At 61.3% G+C, this 22,885-nt stretch carries 20 protein-coding genes; 13 read left to right on the forward strand and 7 right to left on the reverse strand.

Annotated features, from left to right (window positions below):
- Window positions 1-12: 12 nt before the first annotated feature.
- Window positions 13-1,044: a glycosyltransferase family 2 protein gene (locus tag ASF70_RS18635; protein ID WP_062581868.1), complete on the forward strand. Its 1,032-nt coding sequence runs from the start codon at window positions 13-15 to the stop codon at window positions 1,042-1,044.
- Here the strand turns inward: ASF70_RS18635 and ASF70_RS18640 are convergent.
- Together ASF70_RS18640 and ASF70_RS18645 are read right to left on the reverse strand one after the other, a co-directional pair.
- Entirely contained in the window at window positions 1,035-1,994 is a 960-nt protein-coding gene (locus ASF70_RS18640; RefSeq protein WP_062581870.1) for a polysaccharide pyruvyl transferase family protein, read from the reverse strand. The two genes, ASF70_RS18635 and ASF70_RS18640, sit on opposite strands and share 10 nt — an antisense overlap.
- A 45-nt stretch (window positions 1,995-2,039) precedes the next feature.
- The gene (locus tag ASF70_RS18645; protein ID WP_062461584.1) at window positions 2,040-3,023 is read right to left on the reverse strand and encodes a glycosyltransferase family 2 protein; all 984 of its coding nucleotides are present in this window, start codon (window positions 3,021-3,023) and stop codon (window positions 2,040-2,042) included.
- A 109-nt stretch (window positions 3,024-3,132) separates the two neighbouring features.
- On the opposite strand from ASF70_RS18645, the gene ASF70_RS18650 reads away from it, so the two are divergent.
- The 11 genes from ASF70_RS18650 (at window position 3,133) to ASF70_RS18700 (ending at window position 17,934) form a co-directional block, all read left to right on the forward strand.
- On the forward strand, window positions 3,133-4,617 hold the full coding sequence (locus ASF70_RS18650; protein ID WP_062581871.1) for a lipopolysaccharide biosynthesis protein: 1,485 nt from the start codon (window positions 3,133-3,135) through the stop codon (window positions 4,615-4,617).
- Window positions 4,618-5,006: 389 nt separating this feature from the next.
- On the forward strand, window positions 5,007-6,161 hold the full coding sequence (locus ASF70_RS18655; protein WP_244474079.1) for an acyltransferase: 1,155 nt from the start codon (window positions 5,007-5,009) through the stop codon (window positions 6,159-6,161).
- The gene (locus ASF70_RS18660; RefSeq protein WP_082471975.1) at window positions 6,158-7,057 is read left to right on the forward strand and encodes a family 16 glycosylhydrolase; all 900 of its coding nucleotides are present in this window, start codon (window positions 6,158-6,160) and stop codon (window positions 7,055-7,057) included. Before ASF70_RS18655 ends, ASF70_RS18660 begins: the two co-directional genes overlap by 4 nt.
- A gap of 24 nt (window positions 7,058-7,081) precedes the next feature.
- Entirely contained in the window at window positions 7,082-8,275 is a 1,194-nt protein-coding gene (locus tag ASF70_RS18665; RefSeq protein WP_082472026.1) for a glycosyltransferase, read from the forward strand.
- Window positions 8,276-8,288: 13 nt separating this feature from the next.
- On the forward strand, window positions 8,289-9,308 hold the full coding sequence (locus ASF70_RS18670; protein WP_062581875.1) for a glycosyltransferase family 2 protein: 1,020 nt from the start codon (window positions 8,289-8,291) through the stop codon (window positions 9,306-9,308).
- Entirely contained in the window at window positions 9,305-10,237 is a 933-nt protein-coding gene (locus tag ASF70_RS18675) for a glycosyltransferase (protein ID WP_062581877.1), read from the forward strand. Before ASF70_RS18670 ends, ASF70_RS18675 begins: the two co-directional genes overlap by 4 nt.
- Window positions 10,234-11,196 (forward strand): glycosyltransferase family 2 protein, encoded by a 963-nt coding sequence (locus tag ASF70_RS18680; protein ID WP_062581880.1) that lies wholly within the window; start codon window positions 10,234-10,236, stop codon window positions 11,194-11,196. The genes ASF70_RS18675 and ASF70_RS18680 overlap by 4 nt, the downstream gene beginning before the upstream one ends.
- A 47-nt stretch (window positions 11,197-11,243) precedes the next feature.
- Window positions 11,244-12,146, forward strand: coding sequence for a UTP--glucose-1-phosphate uridylyltransferase (locus ASF70_RS18685; protein WP_062461568.1), 903 nt, complete (start codon window positions 11,244-11,246; stop codon window positions 12,144-12,146).
- Between the two features lie 93 nt (window positions 12,147-12,239).
- Window positions 12,240-14,579 (forward strand): Wzz/FepE/Etk N-terminal domain-containing protein, encoded by a 2,340-nt coding sequence (locus ASF70_RS18690; RefSeq protein ID WP_062581882.1) that lies wholly within the window; start codon window positions 12,240-12,242, stop codon window positions 14,577-14,579.
- A gap of 168 nt (window positions 14,580-14,747) precedes the next feature.
- Window positions 14,748-16,550, forward strand: coding sequence for an adenine deaminase C-terminal domain-containing protein (locus ASF70_RS18695; RefSeq protein WP_062581885.1), 1,803 nt, complete (start codon window positions 14,748-14,750; stop codon window positions 16,548-16,550).
- A gap of 10 nt (window positions 16,551-16,560) precedes the next feature.
- Window positions 16,561-17,934: a M20/M25/M40 family metallo-hydrolase gene (locus tag ASF70_RS18700; RefSeq protein WP_062581887.1), complete on the forward strand. Its 1,374-nt coding sequence runs from the start codon at window positions 16,561-16,563 to the stop codon at window positions 17,932-17,934.
- Window positions 17,935-17,970: 36 nt separating this feature from the next.
- On the opposite strand, the gene ASF70_RS18705 is transcribed toward ASF70_RS18700, so the two are convergent.
- Both ASF70_RS18705 and ASF70_RS18710 read right to left on the reverse strand, forming a co-directional pair.
- The gene (locus ASF70_RS18705; RefSeq protein ID WP_062581889.1) at window positions 17,971-18,375 is read right to left on the reverse strand and encodes a hypothetical protein; all 405 of its coding nucleotides are present in this window, start codon (window positions 18,373-18,375) and stop codon (window positions 17,971-17,973) included.
- Window positions 18,372-19,013 carry a SatD family protein gene (locus ASF70_RS18710; protein WP_113111834.1) on the reverse strand — a complete coding sequence of 214 codons (642 nt, stop codon included), beginning with the start codon at window positions 19,011-19,013 and terminating at the stop codon, window positions 18,372-18,374. Before ASF70_RS18710 ends, ASF70_RS18705 begins: the two co-directional genes overlap by 4 nt.
- A 210-nt stretch (window positions 19,014-19,223) precedes the next feature.
- Between ASF70_RS18710 and ASF70_RS18715 the strand changes: the two genes are divergently transcribed.
- Window positions 19,224-19,826 (forward strand): DUF2026 family protein, encoded by a 603-nt coding sequence (locus tag ASF70_RS18715; RefSeq protein ID WP_062581893.1) that lies wholly within the window; start codon window positions 19,224-19,226, stop codon window positions 19,824-19,826.
- 100 nt (window positions 19,827-19,926) lie between these two features.
- On the opposite strand, the gene ASF70_RS18720 is transcribed toward ASF70_RS18715, so the two are convergent.
- From ASF70_RS18720 to ASF70_RS18730, 3 genes are all read right to left on the reverse strand, one after another.
- Entirely contained in the window at window positions 19,927-20,850 is a 924-nt protein-coding gene (locus ASF70_RS18720) for a pseudouridine-5'-phosphate glycosidase (RefSeq protein ID WP_062581895.1), read from the reverse strand.
- 95 nt (window positions 20,851-20,945) lie between these two features.
- The gene (locus tag ASF70_RS18725; protein WP_062581897.1) at window positions 20,946-22,052 is read right to left on the reverse strand and encodes a carbohydrate kinase; all 1,107 of its coding nucleotides are present in this window, start codon (window positions 22,050-22,052) and stop codon (window positions 20,946-20,948) included.
- 79 nt (window positions 22,053-22,131) lie between these two features.
- On the reverse strand, window positions 22,132-22,719 hold the full coding sequence (locus tag ASF70_RS18730) for a TetR/AcrR family transcriptional regulator (protein WP_244474080.1): 588 nt from the start codon (window positions 22,717-22,719) through the stop codon (window positions 22,132-22,134).
- Window positions 22,720-22,885 lie beyond the last annotated feature (166 nt).

The following is a 22,885-nucleotide window of genomic DNA, read 5'->3' on the forward strand; positions in this document are numbered from 1 at the left end:
GGAGACAGTCTCATGGAGAGCGCAACGGCCCACCCCGATGTTCAGACGATTTGCGTCGTCATCGCAGCCAAGAACGCAGCAGACACGATCGCCACCGCCGTCCGGTCCGCGTTGCAGGAAGCGCTTGTCAGCGAAGTCGTCGTGGTCGATGACGGCTCGAGCGACGACACGGCCGGCGCTGCCCGCAGTGTGGATGATGGCAGCGGGCGGCTGCAGATCATCTCGCTGGAGAAGAACCAGGGCCCGTCTGCTGCGAGAAACCGGGCGATCGCCGCTTCCAGTGCGCCGCTGATCGCCATTCTCGATGCGGACGATTTCTTCTTTCCCGGACGGTTCGAGCCAATGGTGGCGCTCGGCGACTGGGACATGCTGGCCGACAACATCGCCTTCATCTCCGATCCTGCCGCCGCAGTGCCGCCCGAAAAGTTCGAGTCGAGGGCGCGGACGATCTCGCTCATCGAATTCGTCGAGGGCAATATTTCTGAGCGCGGAAAGCCGCGCGGCGAGACAGGGTTTCTGAAGCCGATTATTCGTCGCTCGTTCCTCGATGCCCATCGTCTTCGGTACGACGAGGGCCTGAGGCTTGGCGAGGATTACGATCTCTATCTGCGGGCTCTGGCCAAGGGTGCGCGCTACAAGGTGATCGAGCATTGCGGCTACGGCGCCGTCGTCAGGGCCGATTCGCTCAGCAGCCGCCACCGGACCCATGATCTTAAAACGCTATACGAAGCGGATGAGACGATCCTGTCGGATCCGCTTCTGCCGACGCAGGCAAGGGCGGTAATTACCCGTCACCGCGACCACATCCGGGAACGCTACGAGCATCGCGCCTTCCTCGATACCAAGTCGAATTCGGGGATTGTCGCGGCCGCTAGCTACATGTTCGGCCGGCCGCAGTTCCTGCCCTATGTCGCGCAGGCGATCCTGCTGGACAAGATGGAGGCAAGACGTGGCGGACCGGTTCCGGTCGCCACGCCGCATGCTATGCGCTATCTGCTTGCCGGGGTTCCGGCAGCAGCGGACCCTGCCGCCGTTCAGAAGTAGTCGCGGCGGATCTCGTCCAGAACAGCGCGAAAACGCTGCTTCTTGTCTTGGAGCATCGCATCCGGGCTGAGCTGTGGCTCGGTCCGGCTGGCCTGCCAGAGCGCCAGGATCGACGGTGCCGCAAGGACCTGCTTCGCCATGCCGCGAAGGCCTGACTGAGCAGGAGCTGTCGGCGCAGAAGTCCGCGTCATTACCGACGCATCCGTGTCCGCAGGCTCGTGATGGGCCGGCTGCTGCTGGCCGCCGCCATCGAAGCTCATTCCCCAGAACTTGGTTTTCTTGGCCACCGCCTCGGCGCGCGTCGAAACCGGCACGAAGTGCGGGTTATAGGTCGCACCGACGGACTGTGCCCAGTCGTTCCATTTGAAATTGTTGATGGATCGGGAGGTGCTGACGGCAATCCACGGCACCCGGAATGCATCGGCCAGGATCGCGCCATGCATGGATTCGGCAACGATCATCTCGGACTGGGCAATCGCCCGGATGACCGATTTCGCTTCGCCGCGCGGGTCGAGCCAAGTCAGTCCGGCGGGCTCGCAGACCGATTGCCACATGCCGAATTCCGCCGATTCCCAATGGGGAACGAAGGTCTTCTTGTGGATCTTCGGCAGGTTCTGGAATTCCGGCATATCGGGGATGAGGGCCGCGGGGTCAGTGATCCCTCTGTCGAGGGGAAGACCGAGCTTCGCCGCCGTCAATGGTCCGCGCACGCAGCGCACGTCCCATTCGGGATCATTGATATCGGGTGCCTCGCCATAGCCATAGCCGCTGCCGATCACCAGTTTCTTCTGCCCGGGCGGAAGCAGGACGGGGTTGAGAACGGTACCGACGCCGACCAGCATCGTATCGGCGTGGACGTCGCGAAAGCCCGGAAGAAGATAATCCCAGAGCCACAGATTGAGGTCGTCGCCGAAATTGCCGTGGTGGGATGCCCAGTAATAAGGTTGCATGCAAGCCTCCTGATGGGAGTGAAGTCTTTGTAAAGAATGCGAAATTTACGTCGCCGAGCGCTCGCGCGCACCCATGCCGAGTTTCCCCGCGCCCAGTTCGAAGGCCGCGCGGATGAGTGCCGGATCGCGCATCACCCACTTGGCCAGCAGGCCGAATTCCGGGCTCTGGCGCCGCTTCATCCGCCCGGCCTGGCTCCACAATGCCTGCCGTCTTGCGGTGTTCTTATACCCTGCAATCGACGCGACGTCGCCCGGCCTGTTGCTGAAACGCTGTTCCAGCGTATCGAGCGCCACCCAGGTGTTGAACTGCTGGCGCAGGAATTCCGGCGACTGGTTGTCGATCGAATGGAAGATGTTGATGCCCATGCCGCGGGCAGCGCCCGGCTCGTCGCACAGGATCGTCCGTTTCGATTTCAGGATGCAGTCGCAGAAGAACAGCACGTCTTCGGCGGCCAGTCTCAGTTCGGGCTCGAAGCGGACCGCCTCGAAGACCGGGCGGGACATCACCATGCAGGTGAGATGCAGGAAACTCCAGTTGCGCAGCATGACGCTTGCCAGGTCCTGAAGCTCGATGATGAGCGGCTTTTCCGATAGCCGTGTGCCGCCTTCGGTCTTCTCCAACTGCGCCATGCCGAAGTGGTAATAGAACTCTTCGCTCGCCTGCATCGAGGCCCAGTAGCACTCGGCGCCGAAGCGGCTCATGCTCTCGAATGCGTTGGTGAGATGATCCGGAAGCCACACGTCGTCGCTGTCGAGAAGCGCCACAAAACGCGTTTCGGCGGGCACCGCGTCCAGCCCGGTATTGCGCGCCGCCCCCGGCCCGCCATTCTTTTGTTCGATGATTCGGATGCGCTCGAGCCAGGTCGGATCGGCGTCCTGAAGTTCGATTTTTGCGTTATGGGGTGACTCGTCGTCCACGACGATGATATCAAAATCCACGAAGCTCTGGCTGAAAACAGATTGCAGGGCCCGGGTAAGGATACCCGGTTCCCGTTGATAAAATGGAATAATTACGGTGAATGTCGCCATGTTTCTGCCCCTGCTTTTTTCAAGAATTGCAAACCGCTAGCCGCCTCGACGGCTTGGATTGCGGCTTCACGCTGGCTCTCAATCAGTATCCAACAATAGGAATTCGAAGATGGCCCCAACCCAAGGCGTGAAGACGATCACGACAAATGTCGGTTGGAGTGTGCTGTCAAAGACCGCCACATTCGGGCTGAAATTTGTCACTGTACCGATATTGGCAAGACTGTTGACCCCGGAAGATTTCGGAACGGTGGCTGTCGCACTCACCGTCGTACAGTTTTTGGCGATGATCGGTGGTGCCGGTTTGACGTCGGCACTGATCGTCGATCGGGACAGTGGCATGGATACGGTGCACACCGTTTTCTGGGCCAATCTCGCGATGTCTTTGATCATGTCGGTGATCCTTTTCCTCGGTGCAAACGGCATCGGCAGCTGGATGGGTGCGGCCCAGAGCGCCGATCTCCTGCGTATCATGGCCTTTCTCATTCCGCTGCAGCTGACGGCCGATGTCGCCTATTCGCTGCTCGCCCGCGAGATGAATTTCAGCAAGGACGCGATCCTCAGCACGGTGTCGGAAACCACGGCGGCGCTGGTCGCCTTGGCGCTTGCCTTCATGGGGTTCGGCATCTGGGCGCTGGTCGTGCAGCTGTTTTCCTCGGCGGTGATCCGGCTTGTCGGCCTCTACTCGATCACGCGCTATGTGCCGCGTTTCGTCATCAAGCCGGATCGGATGGGGCCGCTGGTGCGCTATTCTTCGGGGCTGATGGGGTCGGAGATCGCCAATTTCGTGACTTTCCAGGCGCCGATGGTGGTGATCGCGCGGATGTTGACGCTTGCCGATGCGGGCGCCTATTCGGCCGCCAACCGGTTTGCCAGCATTCCGAACCAGGTCGTGCTGTCGGCGGTAATGGGCGTGCTGTTCCCCGCCTTCAGCCTGATGGGCGACGACCGCAAGCGCCGCACCGACGCCCTGATGCTGTCCACTCAGGTAATGACGGTGGTGCTGGCGCCGGCCATGTTCGGGCTGTGGGCGGTGGCGGAACCGGCGATGCTGGTGCTGTTCGGGCCGCAATGGGCCTATGCCTGGCCGGTGCTTGGCCTGCTCGCGCTGTCGAAGGCGATCGTGACGCCCTGCAGCACGTTCATACCCTATCTCAAGGGCACCGGCCAAAGCCGGGTGCTGTTCTGGTCGGCGGTGCTGCGGGCCGTTGCAACGACACTCGCCATCATCCTCGGTGCCACCTATGGCAACCTTGTCGATGCAATGGTGGCGCTCTGCGTCGTCAACGCCATCACGCTGGTCGGTTATTCCTGGGCCGTGTTCCGGGTCGACGGCATTCCGTTCTTTTGGGGTCTGATGACCAGCAGCCGGTCGATGCTCACCTCGCTCGTCATGGGCGTCGGGGTCCGGTTGACCCTTTCCATCTTCGAAGCACAGCTCACCAGTCCCTATCTCCAGCTCCTCGTTGGCGCTGTCGTGGGCGGCGTGCTCTACGGCGCCATGTTCCTCGTGACGGAAAGGGCGCTCGTCAAAAAAATAATCGGCATGGTCAAGCGGCGTCGTGGTGGGTCGGTTGCGGACGCACCTCCTGCATAACGAAGGATGCCCTTGCCTCATCGTTGAGACGCATTTTCGCCTTAGTCGCGCCGCAATCGGGCGAGGACGCGAACTGATTTGATTGAGTGTCGTCTGAGGTCGAAGTTATTTTCACGACGAATTGATTTTTTTCTCTGTTGTGCAGTGCAGCATAAGAAATCAGTGATCCCCCCGGAATCCATAGCGTTTCAGCACTCGCGAAAGTAGAACTCGCGAATGGAACGGGTAAGGGGATGCCGCTGCGGGCCGGGCGGATCCCGGCTTTTCGCTGCGCCGCCACATTTTGTGCCAAACTGCACCTGATCCTTGGCACTCGAAAATGCGGGCTCAAAGTCTGCTCTGATTGAAACGGTGGTGACGGGAGGCGCCGCCCAAAAAGGGTAGTTCGTTTGACTGTTGATCAAACCATTTCCTCCCGTATCAATTTGATGCGCATCCTTCTGATCTCGGGTATCGTGTTCGTCCACGTCCCGTTCGATCCGCAGACCAGCCCGTTCCTCGGCCAGAACGGTTTCTTCGATTGGCTCCGCGTGTTTTTCGGCGACAGCCTGTTTCGTATCGGCGTGCCGTGCCTCAGCGCGATTTCCGGCTATCTGCTGTTTCGCCGTGGCTGGGATGCTTTCGACTACGGCAAGGTGATGCAATCCAAGGCGCGGACCGTGCTTGTGCCGTTCCTGCTGTGGAACCTCGGCCTGTTCGCCGTCGTCCTTCTGGTGCAGCGCGCCGGCATGGGCATCGGGTATTTCCCGGACCTGTGGAATGCATCCTCCCGTGAACTGGCGAACTATGCGTTTGCGAGCGAGAATTTTCCCGTCGACATCCCGCTCTATTTCCTGCGTGATCTTTTCGTCTGCATCGCGCTGTCGCCAATCCTTGCCTTCTTCGTGCGCAAGGCTGCGTTGCCGACGCTGGTCATCCTGTTCGTGGTGGCGATCCTGCCGGATCTCACGCTCTTCATCGTTTTGAAGAAGTCGATCCTGTTCTCCTTTACCTTCGGCATCTTCCTCGCTTTGAACCGGATCGATCTCTCGGCGCTCGACCGTTTCGCCGTTCCCGGAACGGCGCTGGTTGTCGCCGCCGCCGTCCTGTTGTCGATCGCGCTTTATCAGACGGGACCGGACTATTCCTGGTCGCTTGAGCTTCTGCGCAACGCGCTGTCGATCATCGGTGCGGGCGGATTCTGGCTGATGTCGGCACTTGCTATCCGCTCGACGCTGGGGAAGCGGCTGGCCGCCACCGGCAGCCTCAGCTTCTGGATCTTCTGCGCCCATTACCCGCTGCTCGTGGTGATGTGGATGGTCTGGAACCGCATTGCGGGCGATCAGCTTTACCCGCTGTTCTATGTCGGCGCGATTTCCTCGGCCCTCGTGATCCTGGTGATTTCGAATGCGCTGGTGTCGCGCTTTATGCCCGGCCTTTACCAGACGCTGACGGGCAGTCGCGGCCGCAAGGCAAAGCTTGCGCAGACACAGAACTCCAATTCGTCCGGGCATTCCGCGCATGGCCGCGAGCCCGCCCTGACCCACAGAAGAGGTGAAACATGACGGCACCAGCCAGACAGATTCGACCCGCTTTCCGGGCCGCTGCAACGGCATTTGCCACGTTGGCAGTGCTCGCCAGCGCTCCAGCTTATGCCCAGGCGCCGCCAGCCCCCGAAGCTCCGGCGACCCAAGCGCAGGATCCGGCCGCAAAGCACCGTCCTGATACCAAACCCCATCCGGGCGGCAAGCCGCAGCCGGATGCCAAGGGCACGTCCTTCGTCGAGAATTTTGATCGGCTCGACCGGTCGTTCTGGTTCGTGTCGAACGGCTGGAACAACGGCGCCCATCAGAACTGCACCTGGTCGCAGCGCCAGGTGACGACCGATGGCGGCAATCTGAAGCTCACCTTCGAGGAGCGCCAGAACAAGGACCGCAAAAACGTCTGCGGCGAGGTCCAGACCCGCGCGCGGTTCGGTTACGGTACCTATGAGGCGCGCTACAAGTCGGCGACCGGTCCTGGCCTCAACTCAGCCTTCTTCACCTACATCGGCCCGACCGACAAAAAGCCTTGGGACGAGATCGACTTCGAGGTGCTCGGCAAGAACGTCGATCAGGTTCAGCTCAACCAGTATATCAACGGCAAGGGCAAGAACGAGAAGATCGTTCCCGTCGCCGGTGGCGCCGACAAGGGCTTCAACGACTACGCCTTCATCTGGGAGCCGGAGCGGTTGCGCTACTTCCTCAACGGCAAGCTGGTGCAGGAAGTCACCGACCCGTCGAAGATCCCGCAGAACGCCCAGAAGATCTTTCTGAGCCTGTGGGGCAGCGATACGCTGAAATCCTGGATGGGCCCGTTCGCCTATTCCGGTCCCACCACGATGGAAGTCGATCGCATCGCCTATACGGCGCTCGGCGAAGACTGTGCTTTCCCGCAATCCGTGCTCTGCACGCTCGACTGATCTTTCGACAGGGAGTTGAACGACGTGACACTGCAGGTCCTCTATCTGGCCCATGATCTTGCCGACCCGGCTATTCGCCGGCGGGTGCTGACGTTGAAGACCGGCGGCGCCAGCGTCACGGTCGCAGGCTTCAGGCGCGCGGGAAACCTGCTGGGTCAGGAGGAAGGCGTGCGCTCCATCGATCTCGGTTCAACGCAGGACGGACAGTTCAGCCAGCGCATCAAGGCCGTGATTGCTGCCCGGATGCAGTTGCAAAAGAGGCTTGTCGGCGTTCCGATGCCGGATGTCATCATCGCCCGCAATCTGGAAATGCTGGTTCTCGCCGAGGGGGCAGCGTCGCTGTTCGGCGGCGACGTTCCTGTCGTCTACGAATGTCTCGATATTCACCGCCTGCTGCTTGACGAGGGTGTGAAGGGGCGGGTGCTGCGTGCCGTGCAGCGGCATTTCGCAAAGTCGGCCCGGCTGCTGATCACCAGCTCGCCGGCCTTTGTCGAAAACTTCTTCAAGCCGAAATCCGGGCTCGATCTTCCGGTCCTTCTGCTCGAGAACAAGGTTCTGCAGCTGGGCGAAGCGTCCGTCGCAAAGCCGCAACCGCGTCTGCCCAAGCAGGGTGAGCCCTGGAAGATCGGCTGGTTCGGTGCGATCCGCTGCCGCAAGTCGCTCGATATCCTGACGGCCTTCGCCGAAAAGATGAACGGCGGGGTCGAGGTCATCATCCGCGGACGGCCGGCCTATAGCGAGTTTGCCGATTTCGACGCGCAGGTGAAGAACGCGCCGTTCGTGCGTTTCGAGGGTCCCTACCGCAATCCGGAGGATCTGGCGGAGATCTACAACGAGGTGCAGTTCACCTGGGCGATCGATTTCTTCGAGGAAGGGCTGAACTCCGAGTGGCTTTTGCCGAACCGTCTCTATGAAGGCGGGCTGCATGGCGCGGTTCCGATCGCGCTTGCGCGCACCGAGACCGGCCGCTTTGTGGCTAAGCGCGATATCGGCATCCTTCTCGACAACGCGACGCCTACCGATCTGGAAACCCTGTTCTCGGGCATGACCGACGCACTCTACCTCGATCGGTTCGCCCGGCTTGCGGCCGTCGATCGCAGCCAGTGGGTTACTGATGCAGACGATTGCCGCGCGCTGGTCGACAGGCTTGCGGGCCTCAATCGCAATATTTCGCTGGCCGTACCGTCGGTACCGGCCATTTCAACCGTGCAGTCGTGAGGTGAGATAGGTCATGCGTGTGCCTTCGAATGCCGATGTTTCCTATGGCGACCTGTCCTTGATCCGGACACTGATCGTCGTTCCGTGCCTTGATGAGGCAGAGACCATCGAGCCGCTTTTGCGCAAGCTCGACCAGCAGCGTAGCTCGGCCAGCGACATGATCGTCGTTGCCGATGGCGGTAGCAAGGACGGCACGCAGGAGATCGTCCTTCGCGTCGCTCAGGAACTGCCGAACGTGGCGCTGATGCACAATGCCAAGCGCATCCAGAGTGCGGCGATCAATCTCGCCGTCCAGCGCTTCGGCGCGGAGTTCGAATATCTGATCCGCATCGACGCGCATGGCGATTATCCCGACGATTATTGCCGGACGCTTCTGCAGGAAGCGGTGTCGCTTGAGGCGGATTCCATCGTGGTCGGCATGGAAACGGTCGGCTTTGGCCTGTTCCAGCGGGCAACGGCTGCGGCGCAAAACTCCAAGCTCGGCAATGGCGGCTCCAAGCACCGGGCCGGCGGCGGCGGCGAGTGGGTCGATCACGGCCACCACGCCCTGATGCGCATCTTCGCGTTTCAGGCTGTCGGCGGCTACGACGAGAGCTTCAGCCATAACGAGGATGCGGAACTGGATTTCCGCCTTCGCCAATCCGGCTTTCGCATCTGGATGACCGGCAAGACTTACATGACCTATTATCCGCGCTCCACCGCCTCGGCGCTGTTCCGGCAGTATCTCGGCTATGGCCGGGGCCGGGCAAAGAACCTTCTGAAGCATCGGTCGATCCCCAAGATCCGCCAGGCCATTCCGCTGGCGGTCGCACCGGTCGTGATCGGCGCCGTGCTTGCCGTCCTCTACTGGTGGGCGGCAATTCCGCTGGTTGTCTGGGCGGTCGCCTGCCTCGGCTACGGCGTCTGGATGGCTGTGGGCCAAAATAACCCGCTCGGCCCGCTTGCTGCGGTGTCCGCGATGATCATGCACTTCGCCTGGTCGGCAGGCTTCTGGATGGAACTGATCGGCATCAAATCGAGGAGGCGTGCATGATCGTGGCTGGCAGCGGCAAGCTCCGCATCGATATCGGCATCTGCACCTATCGGCGCCCGGAACTGGAGGTCACGTTGCGGTCGCTGTTCGCGCTCGACGTGCCTGAACACACGCAGGTCCGGCTGATCGTCGCCGACAATGACGCGGAGCCGAGTGCGCAAGCCTTGGTGGAGCGGCTGAAAGCCGTCTCACCCTTCGAGATCCAGTATGTTCACTGCCCGAAATCGAACATCTCGATTGCCCGCAATGCCTGCCTTGCTGCCTGCCAGGCCGATTATCTGGCGTTTATCGACGACGACGAGACAGCCGGTCCTGGCTGGCTTGCAGCGCTTGTCGACCGCGCCGAAGCGACGTCGGCCGATGCTGTCCTCGGCCCTGTCCGCGCCATCTATCCCGACGATGTGCCGGCCTGGATGCGCAGCGGTGATTTCCACTCCACCAATCCCGTCTGGGTCGATGGCCGTATCGTCACCGGCTATACCTGCAACGTGCTTCTCGACATGCGCTCGCCGAAGCTTGCGGCGCGCAAGTTCGCGCTGTCGCTCGGCCAGAGCGGTGGCGAGGATACGCATTATTTCACCCAGCTGACCGATGCCGGCGGACAAATCGAGTTTGCCCGTGACGCCCTGCTGGAAGAGCCTGTGCCGCACAAGCGCGCCAGCTTCTCCTGGCTTGCCAAACGCCGCTTCCGCTCCGGCCAGACCCATGGCCGCATCGTTGCTGCAAAGAGTGCGGGCCTGTCACGGGTGAAGAAAGCCGCAAGCGCTGCGCTAAAATTTGGCTATTGCGCCGTCGTCACCATCGCAACTGTCGCAATTCCAGTTACCCGCACGCGCTATGCTCTGCGGGCAGCGCTTCACGCCGGTTCGGTCATGGGGACGCTCGGCATGCGCGAGATCCGCCAGTACGGCATGGTGGAGGCCACATGACTTCCGTTGTCACCGCACCCGATGTCAGCTTCGTCATCGCCGCCTACAATGCTGAGGAGACGCTGGAAAGCGCGATCGATAGCGCGCTCTCCCAGGTCGACGTGTCCCTGGAAGTAATCGTCGTCGACGACTGCTCCAGCGACGGCACGCGCGAGCTTGCGCTTCGCTGCCGCGATCGCGACGATCGCGTGAAGCTCATCGTCCAGCCCGCCAATGGCGGACCGGCGGCCGCGCGCAATGCCGGTTTCGACGCCGCAACCGGCCGCTGGATCGCCGTGCTCGATGCCGACGACACGATCCATCCGCAGCGCCTGAAGCGGATGATCGCACGCGCCGAGACGATGGATGCTCGGATCGTGGTCGACAATATCGATGTCGTCCCGCTCGAGGGCGGTCAGCCCACGGCGATGTTTTCGCGCGCCGATCTCGAGACGCGCAAGGTGCTGGATCTCGCCGATTTCATCCAGTCCAACATCATCTTCGGCAGCACTTTCAATTTCGGCTATATGAAGCCGATCTTCCGCCGCGATTTCCTCAACGAGCACGGTCTGCGGTTTGACGAAAACCTGCGGATCGGCGAGGATTACATCCTGCTTGCCTCTGCGATCGCGAGCGGCGGCATCTGCGCCATCGAGCCCGAGGCCGGTTACGTCTACCATCTGCGCCACGGTTCGATCTCGCGGGTCCTCAAACCCGAACATCTCACGGCGATGCTTGCCGGCGACGAGAAGTTCCTCAAGCGCTTCTCTCTCGAGCCGCGGGCAACGAGCGCCCAGCGCCGCCGCACGCAGAGCATTCGCGAAGCGGCTTCCTTCCTCACACTCGTCGACGAGATCAAGAAACGATCATTCGGCGGGATTCTGAAAACGGCAATCGACAACCCGCGGGCGCTCAAGCACCTGCGCATGCCGATTGCCGTCCGTATGCGCCGGTTCGCAAGAGCTGCCGGCGTTTCTTGACAATCCGATCGACGGGGCGGGGGCGTCCCGGAAAGGACAACGACACTATGGAAATGAGACCTGTTCGCAAGGCGGTCATTCCGGTTGCAGGCAATGGAACACGGTTCCTGCCGGCTACCAAGGCGATGCCAAAGGAAATGCTGACGATCGTCGACAGGCCCGTCGTGCAATATGCGGTCGATGAGGCCATGCAGGCCGGTATCGAGCACATCATCTTCGTGACCAGCCGCAACAAGACTGCGATCGAAGACTATTTCGACAGCAATCCCGAACTGATCGCCAGCCTCACCCGCGCCGGCAAGACGGTTCAGGTGACCCAGCTCGAAAAGATGCTGCCGCTCGCCGGCACCGTCAGCTACACCCGCCAGCAGGTTCCGCTCGGTCTCGGCCACGCCGTCTGGTGCGCCCGCGAACTGGTGGGCAACGAGCCCTTCGCGCTGCTTTTGCCGGATATGGTGTCCTATGGCGCCCGCGGCTGCATGGCAGGCCTCGTTGATCTCTACGAGGAAGTCGGCGGCAACGTCTTTGGTGTCGAGCAGTGCGCGCCCGAGGAGACGTCGAGCTACGGCGTCGTCGCGATCGGCGAAAGCAAGCAGCACGGCTTCGAAGTGACCGGCATGGTCGAAAAGCCGGCACCGGCCGATGCACCGTCGAACTATTACCTTAATGGTCGCTATATCCTGCAGCCGCAGATCTTCGAACTGCTGGAAAGCCAGGAACGCGGAGCCGGCAACGAGATCCAGCTGACCGACAGCATGCAGAAACTGCTGCAGAAGCAGCCGTTCCACGCACAGCCCTATACCGGACGGACCTTCGACTGCGGTTCCAAGCGCGGTTTCATCGAAGCCAATGTGGCCTTCGCGATGTTGCGGAGCGATATGGGCGAGGAGATCTATCACTCCGTCAAGGAGCTTCTCGCCAACCACGAATCGAAGGTTAAGGCGGCTTAAGGGCCGCTCCAACGTCGCAGTCAGACCAAAGCCCGAGGAACGGCAGTCCATTTCTGCCGTTCCTCTCGACAATTCCGGAAAGCGGACAAAGCCATGGACCAGGTTAATTATAGGCCGATGAACATCTTCCCGAACGAGCAAAAAGAAACTGACACGTTCATCGACCTCGACAAGCTGTGGTCGGCAGCTATGCGTCGGCTTGGCGTGATCATCATCTGCGTGGTCGCCATGGTCGCGCTTGCGGCAGCCTATCTGTTTACGGCGCAGCCGAAATACACGGCCGCGACGCAGATATTGGTGGACGACAACCTGTCCCGCTATGCGGAAGAGGAAACCGAAGGCCAGACCGCGCAGCAGATCGACAACCGCATGTCCAGTTCGGTCGAGATCCTGAAATCCAAGGCGCTGGCGCTCAGCGTCGTCGACAAGGGCAAGTTTGCGGAAAACGACCTGATCGTCGATCCGCCCAAATCGCCGGTCGATCTTGCCAAGGACATGGTGAAAAGCGTTGTCTCGCTGGTTTCATCAGGCGGCCCGTTGCCGAGCGAAGACCAGGTGCGCGCCGGGCGCCGTGAAAAGGCTGCCGCCATCCTTCAGCAGTCGATCACCGTCGAGCGCGTCGGACGCAGCTCGGTCATCTCGCTCTCCGTCCGCTCGCCAGACCCGGTTCTTTCCGCCCAGCTTGCCAAGACCTATGCCAGTTCCTTCCTCACGGAAGAGCTTAACGCCAATTTCGACGCGACCGAGCGCGCTTCCGTATGGCTCCAGGAGCGTTTGAACGACCTCAATATCCGGGCACAGCAGGCATCGCTGACGGTCGAGCAGTATAAGCGCGACAACGGCCTCGTATCGCCACGCGGCGAGCTGATGTCCGCCCAGCAGCTGTCTGATCTCAATACCCAGCTGATCTCGGCACAGGCCGAAGTCGCCAGCGCCCAGGCCCGCTACAATCAGTACAAGGTGATCATCGACAAGGGCTCGGAAGCCGCGGTCGAAAACGCCGTCGTGGCCAACAGAGATACCGACAACACGGTGCTGCAGAACCTTCGCCAGCGCTATACGACGGTCAACGACCGCGAAAGAAGCGTGGTCGAGCAGTATGGCGCCGAGCATCCTCAGGCAATCGCACTCCGCTCCGAAAAGCAGGACCTGGCGCAACAGATCCTGCGCGAGTTGCAGCAGCTGACCGGTTCGTTCCGCAACGAGCTGGATGTCGCAAGCTCGCGCGAGCAGTCGCTGCGCGCCAGCATCGAAAGCGTCGCCGGCCGCAACCAGGATGCCAATGTCTCCATGGTACAGCTGCAGGAACTGCAGCAGCGCGCCGATGCTCTGAAGACGCTCTACCAGTCCTATCTGCAGCGGTTCGAACAGGCGTCGCAGCTGCAATCGCTGCCGATCGCCAAGGCCCGCGTCATCTCGGAAGCCGGCGTGCCGATCTCGCCGTCCAGCCCGCGCAAGACGCTCACCATGGCGCTATCCGTCGTGCTTGGACTGCTGCTCGGCGGCGCACTTGCAGCGCTTCTGGAATTCCGCGAGCGCTTCTTCCGCACCGGCGCCGACGTGCAGGACAAGCTCGGCGTCCGCTTCCTCGGTTACCTCCCGAAGATTGGCAGCGCCCAGACCGACGACAACGGCTCCGACAAGCCAGCCGACGCCATCGACGGCCAGATCCTGCCGGAGGGTGATCCGATCGCGCTTCGCCGCAAGATGCGTGTCGCCGTCGAAGCACCGCGCTCGCAGTTTGCCGAAACGCTGCGCAATGCCAAGCTTGCCGCCGATATCGTGCTGCAGGGTCGCAAATGCTCTGTCATCGGCGTCGTCTCCTGCCTTCCCGGCGAAGGCAAGTCGATGGTTGCGGCAAACCTTGCCGGCCTGATCTCGTCCAACGGCGTTCGCACGCTGGTCATCGATGGCGATCTGCGCAATCCGGGTCTGTCCAAGATGCTGGCGAGCGAGCCGGATGTCGGCCTGATCGACGTCGTGCTGCAGAAGGTTCCATGGACGGCTGCCGCCCGCGTCGACCGCCGCTCGCGCCTGACGATCCTGCCGATGACCACCCGCAGCCGTCAGCTGGCCCATACATCGGAGCTTCTCGCCTCGACCGGCATGAGCCAGTTCCTCGAAAGCATCAAGGACACGTTCGACGTCATCATCGTCGACCTTGCACCGCTGATCCCTGTCATCGATGCGAAGGCCTTCGAGCCCTATGTCGACGGCTTCATCTTCGTCACCGAATGGGGCGTCACGCCGGTCAAGGCCGTGCAGAGCGTTCTTCAGTCGGAACCGCAGATCGCCGCAAAGACGATCGGCGTCATCCTCAACAAGACCGAGATGGGCGAGCTGCGCAAATATGCCGATCCGGGCGCGCCAGAGCGCCTGCATTCGAGCTACTCGTCCTATTACAAGGATGCCATTCCCGGCGTGCCGCGCTAAGTTGCGGCACGTTCCGAAAGACTGATCGAAGGCCGCCGCTCCCTGAGGAACCGGCGGCCTTTCACGTTTCAGTGGTTGCCGTGTGCCTTTAGCGCCAATGCGTGCTTCCGTGCGGGAACAAAATTCCCTACCATGTCCCCAGTCCGATGATCCGCGAGGCCGAATTTCATGAGCACTCTCAACCGTTTCTCCGTTCACCCGCTGGCATCCATGACGCGATTGCTCGCCGACGTCGCGTCGGCACGGCGCGAGCCTGATCTGGTCATCCGGGATGCACGGATGCTGTCGACCTATTCGGAGCGCATCCTGCCCGGGCGGGAAATCTGGCTCTCCGGCGGCCGTATCGCCGCGGTAAAGCCCACCGGTTCCTACAAGGGAACATCGGCCAAGATTTACGACGCAAAGGGCGGCATTCTCGCGCCTGGCCTCGTCGATCCGCATATCCATATCGAATCCTCGATGGTGACGGCCTGCGCCTATGCGGAGGCTGCCCTTCTCAATGGCACCACCACGATCTTCTGCGACAGCCACGAGATCGGCAATGTCATGGATGTCGCCGGTGTCGAGGCGATGCTGGAAGACGCGCGCATGGCGCCGCTGTCGATCTTCCTGACGGTGCCGAGCACGGTTCCCGCCACCTCGCCGGAGCTGGAAACCGCCGGCGGCGACCTGACGCCGGACAAGATTGCAGCGCTGTTCGACAAATGGCCGGAAGCGGTGGCGCTCGGCGAAAAGATGGATTTCGTACCTGTCGCGATGGGCGACGAACGCAGCCATGCGATCCTCGCTGCCGCTCTGTCACGCGGCCGTCCCGTATCGGGCCATGTCTACGGCCGTGAATTCGTCGCGGCCTATGCCGCCTCCGGCGTCACCGACACCCATGAGGCGATCGACCGCGATATTGCCGACGATCTGCTGGAGGCGGGCGTCTGGCTGTTCCTGCGCGGCGGCCCGCCGACCACGCCCTGGCATTCGCTGCCACAGGCGATCAAGACCATCACCGAGCTTGGCGCCTCGCACAAGCGCGTCGCCGTTTGCACCGACGACCGCGACGCCGAGGATCTGCTCGCCTTCGGAATGGACTGGGTGACCCGCGAGGCGGTCAAATATGGCATGACGCCGGAACAGGCCTGGGCGATGGGTTCGCTGCATGGCGCCACCCGCTTCGGCATGGAAAACGAGATCGGCGGTCTCGGCGGCGGACGCAGGGCGGATCTGGTGCTCCTCTCCGACAACCTGGAGCCGGTCAGTACCTGGTACGGCGGCGAACTGGTCGTGGACCAGAAGAAGATCACGCCTGTTCTCGATGAGGCACTGTCCAAACCCTATCGCTATCCGGAGGCCGCCTATCACACGGTCAAGCTGCCGAAGAACCTCAAGCTGACGCCTGACCTGCCGACCGAGACCGTCATTGCCCACACGATCAAGACGGAGCTGCCGGGCATCACGCTCGGCCACGTCACCGTCACGCTCGAACCCGCCAACGACTGGCAGACCCAGTTCGATCGCCACGGGCTTTGCTTTGTCACGGTCGTGGAACGTCACGGCAAATCGCCGGGCAATGTCGCGCACGGTCTGCTCAACGGCTTCGGCCTGAAGAAGGGGGCCGTCGCCTCCTCGGTCGGGCATGACAGCCACAATATCATCGTTGCCGGCACCAATGAACGCGACATGCAGGTGGCGCTCGATGCCATCGAGGCGGTCCAGGGCGGCGTCTGCGTGGTGATGGATGGCAAGGTGACCGCCATGGTGCCGCTGCCGATCGCGGGGCTCTTGTCCGACAAGCGCGTCCACGAGGTCGCCGACGAGGTGAAGGCGTTGAAGCTCGAATGGGAAAAGGCCGAATGCACGATCGCCTATATGGGCTTCAATCTCATTCCGTTGTCGGTCATTCCGGATATCCGCATTACCGACAAGGGCCTCGTGCTGGTGCCGGAAATGCAGATCCAGACCCTGTTCGAACCGGCATGAGTTTTTGAGCATGACACCTGAAAACACCGATCTCGCCCGTGTTCTCGCCCATATCGACGCCAACAGCGACAGTTTCGTCGAACGGGTTATGGAGTATGTGAAGCACAAGTCGATCAGCGCCTCCAACGAGGGTATCACGGAGGCCGCCGATATCCTCGTCGGCATCCTCAATGGTCTCGGCATGCAGGCCCAGGCGATCACCACCCGCAACCACCCGATGGTGATCGGCCGCATGGAGAACCAGCCCGGCAAGCCCACCGTGCTTCTCTACGGCCATTACGACGTGCAGCCGCCAGAACCGCTCGACCTCTGGAAAAGCCCGCCCTTCGAGCCCGAGATCCGCGACGGCCGCATCTACGCGCGCGGCATCGGCGACAACAAGGGCCAGCATTTCGCCCAGTTGCTGGCGATTGAATCCTATCTCAAGGTGGTTGGCGAACTGCCCTGCAATGTGATCTTCCTGCTCGAAGGCGAGGAGGAGATCGGCAGTCCCCATATGGCGGAATTCGTCGCCGAACATGCCGACAAGCTCAATGCCGATCTCGTCGTGACCTCGGATGGCTCGCTGCATGACAGCGGCCGCCCGGTCGTCACGTTTGGCGTGCGCGGCGTCGCTTCCTTCGAGCTACGTGCAAAGACTGCCAACCGCGACGCCCATTCCGGCAATTTCGGCGGCGTCATGCCGAACGCGATCTGGAAGCTCGTGCATCTGCTCGCAACCATGAAGAACGACCGCGGCGAGATTACCATAGATGGTATCTACGATCCGGTGGTGCCGCCGACCGATCTGGAACTGCAGGCCATGGCCGCGCTGCCGCTGGATGTCGACAAGATCAAGGCCGAGCTTGGCATGACGGCGATCGAAGAGCCGGTGGATCGTCCCTATTACGAGCGGCTGATGTTCCAGCCGACGCTCACCATCAACGGGTTGCATGGCGGCTATGGCGGGCCGGGGCAAAAGACGGTGCTGCCGAGCGAAGCCTATGCCAAATGCGATATCCGCCTCGTCGAGAGCCTGACGCCGGACTACGTGTTCGAAAAAGTCCGGGCGCATGTTGAAAAGCACGCACCCGACGTGGAGTTCGTGCCGCAAAACTCCATGCTGCCATCGAAAACGCCGATGGACAGCCCGTTCGCATCCGTGATCCGCGAAGCGATCGTTGCTGCCCGCGGCGTCGAGCCACTACTCTACCCAAGCCTCGGCGGCAGCCTCCCGGACTACGTCTTCACCAAAATCCTCGGCAAGCCCGCTTTCGTCGTGCCCTATGCCAATGCCGACCAGGCAAACCACGCCCCCAACGAAAACCTCAAGCTCGACCTCTTCCACGCCGGCATCCGCACCGGTGCTGCGCTGCTGGCGAAGCTGGGTGAGATGAAGGGGTGAATGGTAGGGCAGGGATGGTGGATTTCGCCAAACCGCTCAGTCGATCACCAGCATGTTGGCAATGGTCTGTCGAAGATCTATGCCGAGGCTGTGGTCGTAGGCTGCCCATGCGCTGGTTATAATAAGTGCCCATAGGACGCTGAACAGGGATCCGACCAGAAAATATTCGGCGAATTCACGCTGATCCAGCTTCTGGAACCTGGCGACCGTTTTCAGTGCTATCACGGCGGCGAGGATCTCCCAACTGTGAACAACGATCCCGGCCGCGAGTATCAGCCTCTCCAGAATGCCGATCACTCGTCCGGCGCTGATGGTCGAGGGAGGACTTTCCGAGACCATGTCCTTCAGGCCGGTCAGATCGAAAAGCTTGCGACATAGCCAGTTGCCTCCGTAAGTCAGCAAGCCCAGTGCGACAGCCGTATAGACGAGTGCGTGGATCATGCGTGCTGCCTTTCGAGCGACAATGAACCGTCCAGTTCGGCAAGGGCCTCTTGAATGGCATTCCATTGAAGCAGGTAAAGATCAAAGTCTCCAGAGTTTCTGACCTTGTAGATGCTGTGCACGGAAACATTGCGTAGTTTCGCGATCTCGCTTGCCGTCTTTCCCGCCAGAAAGGCCTGGATGTCGTGACGCTGGGTCGGCGTCCATCGACGTTCGATGGCGGTCAGCGTTGCGCCGCCTGCCTCCAGCAGGGTCTCGAGCACCTGATAGCCTGGAATGTGGAACCGGTAATAGGTGGTGGCCGCTTTCTCGTTGAGCTTCGCCCTCGTGGCGGCGAGACCCGTCCCCATCATGTTCCAGGCGCGCTCTGGGTTGAGCGGCGTTTTCAACGCGGCAACTCCGATTGCAAACCGGCAGTCGATGGAATCGCGCATCAAATCGTATCGAATCTTGCGGGCAATCCGCATCGCACCAGCAAGCGAGGTCGCGAAACCCTGGAACTCGTCTCCCAAGGTGATCGTAAGCGGCGAGGCCAGGATTCGAGCAGATTCGGTGTTCTGACGGTCGATCGCTGCGTTAAATTGTTCATGGAGGCGTTCGATAGATGGGCTGATCTCGCTTTGAACGATATCACCCATGATGATCGCAAGAGGATTTTTGTTTGACCCTATCATGGGTCAAATCTACGATTTACCCAAAAAAGGGTCAATCAGAAAATTGACCCCAATCTGGTTCAAAGCTCCTGCCCCTTTCCAACCGGTTCAACCCCCACTGCAACGCTGCAGTTTACATTGCCGCGCTGGCCGCCTAGGCAGGGTGCCATATCAGGAACGGGCAGGTTACGGATCATGTTGATCAAGCAGAGCGACTATCACCGCATTTACCGGGTCATCAACAGCCTGCTCGTCAACGAGAATGCCAATACCGCCGTTGCAGGCATGTATTTCAGCACGTTTGGCGCGTTCATCCTGCGCCAGCATTATGGGGTCACTGCCACGCCGAAGAGTGGGCTAGCTGCCTATAATCTCGGCGGAACCCGCATTCTCTTCGCAGATCAGCGCGAAGACGGGTATGTCACGGGTGCTGGCGAGAATTTTCATTGCTGGGTGGAGGCCGACGGCTGGGCGATCGATTTCATGGCGCCGGCGTTTTCGCAAAGCGCATCCGAGCTTCGGGTGCCTTCGAAGATGTTCCAGCGGCCTCTGTCGTCCATGGCTTCGAGCATCAACGATCTCGGACAGTCCGGCGATTTCTTCTATCAGTCGGAGCCGGAGGCGAGCGCAAGGCGGTTTGCGGATTGGCACAAGCACGCCATGATCGGGGATCTCGCCTCGGTTGCCGCAAACTGGTTCCGGAAATCGCCCAAGCAGATGCCGAAGTCACTGTCCATCGCAAGCGAGCCGGGAAAGAGCGTGCCGTTGCTGAGGAATGCGCTTTCGGGCGCCTGGTGATGTCGGAGGCTTGCGGGCCGGGACAGGCTCGCCGATAGCGGCGAGCTCCGCTACGGGGCGTTAGAGGGCGGGATGCTCGGGCACCCCGCCACTCGTGATGTCAGCCCTTCTTCAGCGCAGCGTAGGCCACCGCCATCTTGGCGGCGAGGCGGGCGTTGTTTCGGACCAGCTCGATATTGGCTTTCAGGCTTTCGCCCTTCGACAGCTCGTTGATGCGGGCGAGCAGGAACGGGGTCAGTTCCTTGCGGCCGATGCCGCGCTCATCTGCTTCGCGCACCGCATCGGCAATCGTGCCGTCGATGAAGTCAGGGGTCAGGGCGGCTTCTTCCGGGATCGGGTTGGCGATCAGGAGGCCAGTGCCGGTGCCGAGCTGGTGGTGGAAATGCATGGCGCTTGCAATCTCTTCTGCCGTATCCAGCCGGTGATCGGCCTTGTAGCCGCTCTGGCGGGTGAAGAAGGCCGGGAAGTCCTCGGTGCCGTAGGCAATGACCGGCACGCGCTGGGTTTCCAGATATTCGAGCGTCTTTGCGATATCGAGGATCGATTTCACGCCGGCGCAGACGACGGCCGTCTTGGTGCGACCAAGCTCGGTCAGGTCGGCGGAAATGTCGAATGTCTGTTCGGCGCCGCGATGCACACCGCCGACGCCGCCGGTTGCGAAGATCTCGATGCCGGCGAGGTCTGCCAGAAGCATGGTGGCGGACACCGTCGTGCCCGCCGTCTGGCCGCGCACCATGGCAACCGCGAGATCGCGGCCGGAAGCCTTGACCACGCCCTTGGCCTGGGCGAGCTTTTCCAGCTCATCGTGTTCCAGGCCGACGCGGAGTTCACCGTCGATGACGGCGATAGTTGCCGGCACGGCACCGTTTTCACGCACGACAGCCTCGACAGACAGCGCCGTTTCCAGATTGGCCGGATAGGGCATGCCATGGGTGATGATGGTCGATTCGAGCGCCACGATGGCACCGCCGTTTGCGAGAGCGTCTGCAACTTCCTGGCTGAGTTTCGGCTTCAGCAGAGACATTGGATTTCCTTTCTGGAAGCAGTTCCGGCAAAGCCATGAAGCGGTTTTGCGTCTGGACCTGCGTTGGGATTAAACACTGGAAGCACTCGCGTACTTCAGGACAAACGGTGCATATGGACCTGCAAAAAGGCCTCGGAGAGTTCGGGATGGACGCTCGCAGCGCTTTCGGTCGTGAGCGTTGCAACCAGTGCGCCGATGCGGGCAGCGGTGTGGATATCGTCGCCGGCGATCACCCGGTGCAGGGTTCCGGCAATCATCGCGTCGCCGGCGCCGGTCATGTCGATCGCTTTTGCTTCGACTGCTTCGAAACTGGCTGACGCATCGATGCCGGCAACGGCAATGCCGGCCGCACCCATCGTCACCACTGCCTCGCGGGCGCCGGCCGCCTGCAGGCCACGTGCCGCCTTCAGCGCATCGTCGATCGTCTCGCGGGCCGACAGGCCGAGAATGGCGTTCGCCTCGTCGATATTCATGAACAGCAGGTCGATACCGGAGAGGTCCTTCGGCAGGCGCATGGCTTTGACGGTGGAGACGGCGTCGATCGCCAGCCGGAAGCGTGCGTCGCGTCTCCTCGTGATCAGCGCCGCCAGTGTTTCGGCTGGTGGGTTGCAGTCGGAGAACACGAAGCTTGCGGAAGCCAGATGGGGCCAGACGCGGTCGAGATGTTCAGGCCGCAGCAGGTCGAATATGCCCATGTCGGCAATGCCGAGCGAAAGATCGCCGCGCGGATCAAGGATGGCTGCATATTCCGCGGTCGGTCGCTCGGTGCTGATGATCATCTGGCTGACGTCGATGCCGCGCTCGCGCATATAGGTCATCAGCGTGCGGCCGCCCTCGTCGTCGCCGACGATCGAGATGAAGCCGGTTTGCGTACCGAGACGGGCGAGGTTTTCAGCCACGTTGCGGGCGACGCCACCCATCGAGCGGGTGCTGTCGACGGGGTTGGACGTGCCCTGAACGATTTCCTGCTTCGCGTGGTATTTCCGGTCGAGAACGGCGCCGCCGAGACAGATCGCGCGTGACGGCTGCGGCATGACATAGCCGCGGCCGAGAACATGGCCCTTCTGCATCAGCTGCACGATATGGGCTGCCACCGTGGAGCGGGCGAGCCCCAGCATCTCGGCAATCTCCTGCTGTCCCGCAAAAGGATTGTCCCTGATAATGCCGAGAACGGCGGCTTCCTGGCTGGTCAGATCGTCCATCGTGGCTTCCCGTGAAGGATCACGGTTTATAAACAACTGTTCATCGAGTCAACAATTGTTTTGTTCGCGCTTCACGCCGTCAGTTGCGCACCCGAAGACCGTCCATCAAAAGCATAATCAGCCGATTGCCGCTGGCGCGCCATTCGGGCGAATCCGGAATGGAATAGATGCTCGACATAGCGTGCATCAGATCCGCCTGGCCTATATCGCTGCGGATGAGATTTGCCTCGCGGCCGTTTGTTAGGAGCCTGTCGAGTGCCTGCCGGATGGTACCGAACCCCTCCGCAAACAGTGTCGTGTTGGAACTGGCGATGATTTTCAGGCTGTTGGCCATGCCGCGCTTGGTCGCCATATAGCCCACGAAGCGCAGCATCCAGAGCTCCAGTGCCTTGTCGGCCGGGTGGATGGCTGCAAGTTCGTCCGCTGCTGCCGCCAGTGCCGTCAGCTCGCGGCGATAGACGAGTTCGACCAGATGTTCACGGGTCGGGAAATGCCGATAGAGCGTGCCGATGCCGACGCCGGCCTGGCGGGCAATCTCTTCCAGCGAGGTCTCGACGCCCTTTTCCGCAAATGCCTGGGCTGCCACTTCAACCAGCTTGTCGCGGTTGCGGCGAGCGTCCGCGCGAAGTTTCGGAGCCGGGGTCTGTGCATTTTTCGGCGTGGCCAAAGCCCGAAATCCTGTTCCAGTGGTTAGGCTCTCTGAGGTCGCAATTCTGGTTTCCAGCATCCTGAAACGGATGTTTTCGAAATCCAGCCTTGACTGATCTCAGCGAGCGGCTAGTTTAAACGGAGTTGCCTCCGTTTGAGGCGGCGCATATGTCTTTTTAGATCAG

Source organism: Rhizobium sp. Leaf321 (assembly GCF_001423215.1).
Taxonomy (GTDB): domain Bacteria; phylum Pseudomonadota; class Alphaproteobacteria; order Rhizobiales; family Rhizobiaceae; genus Neorhizobium; species Neorhizobium soli.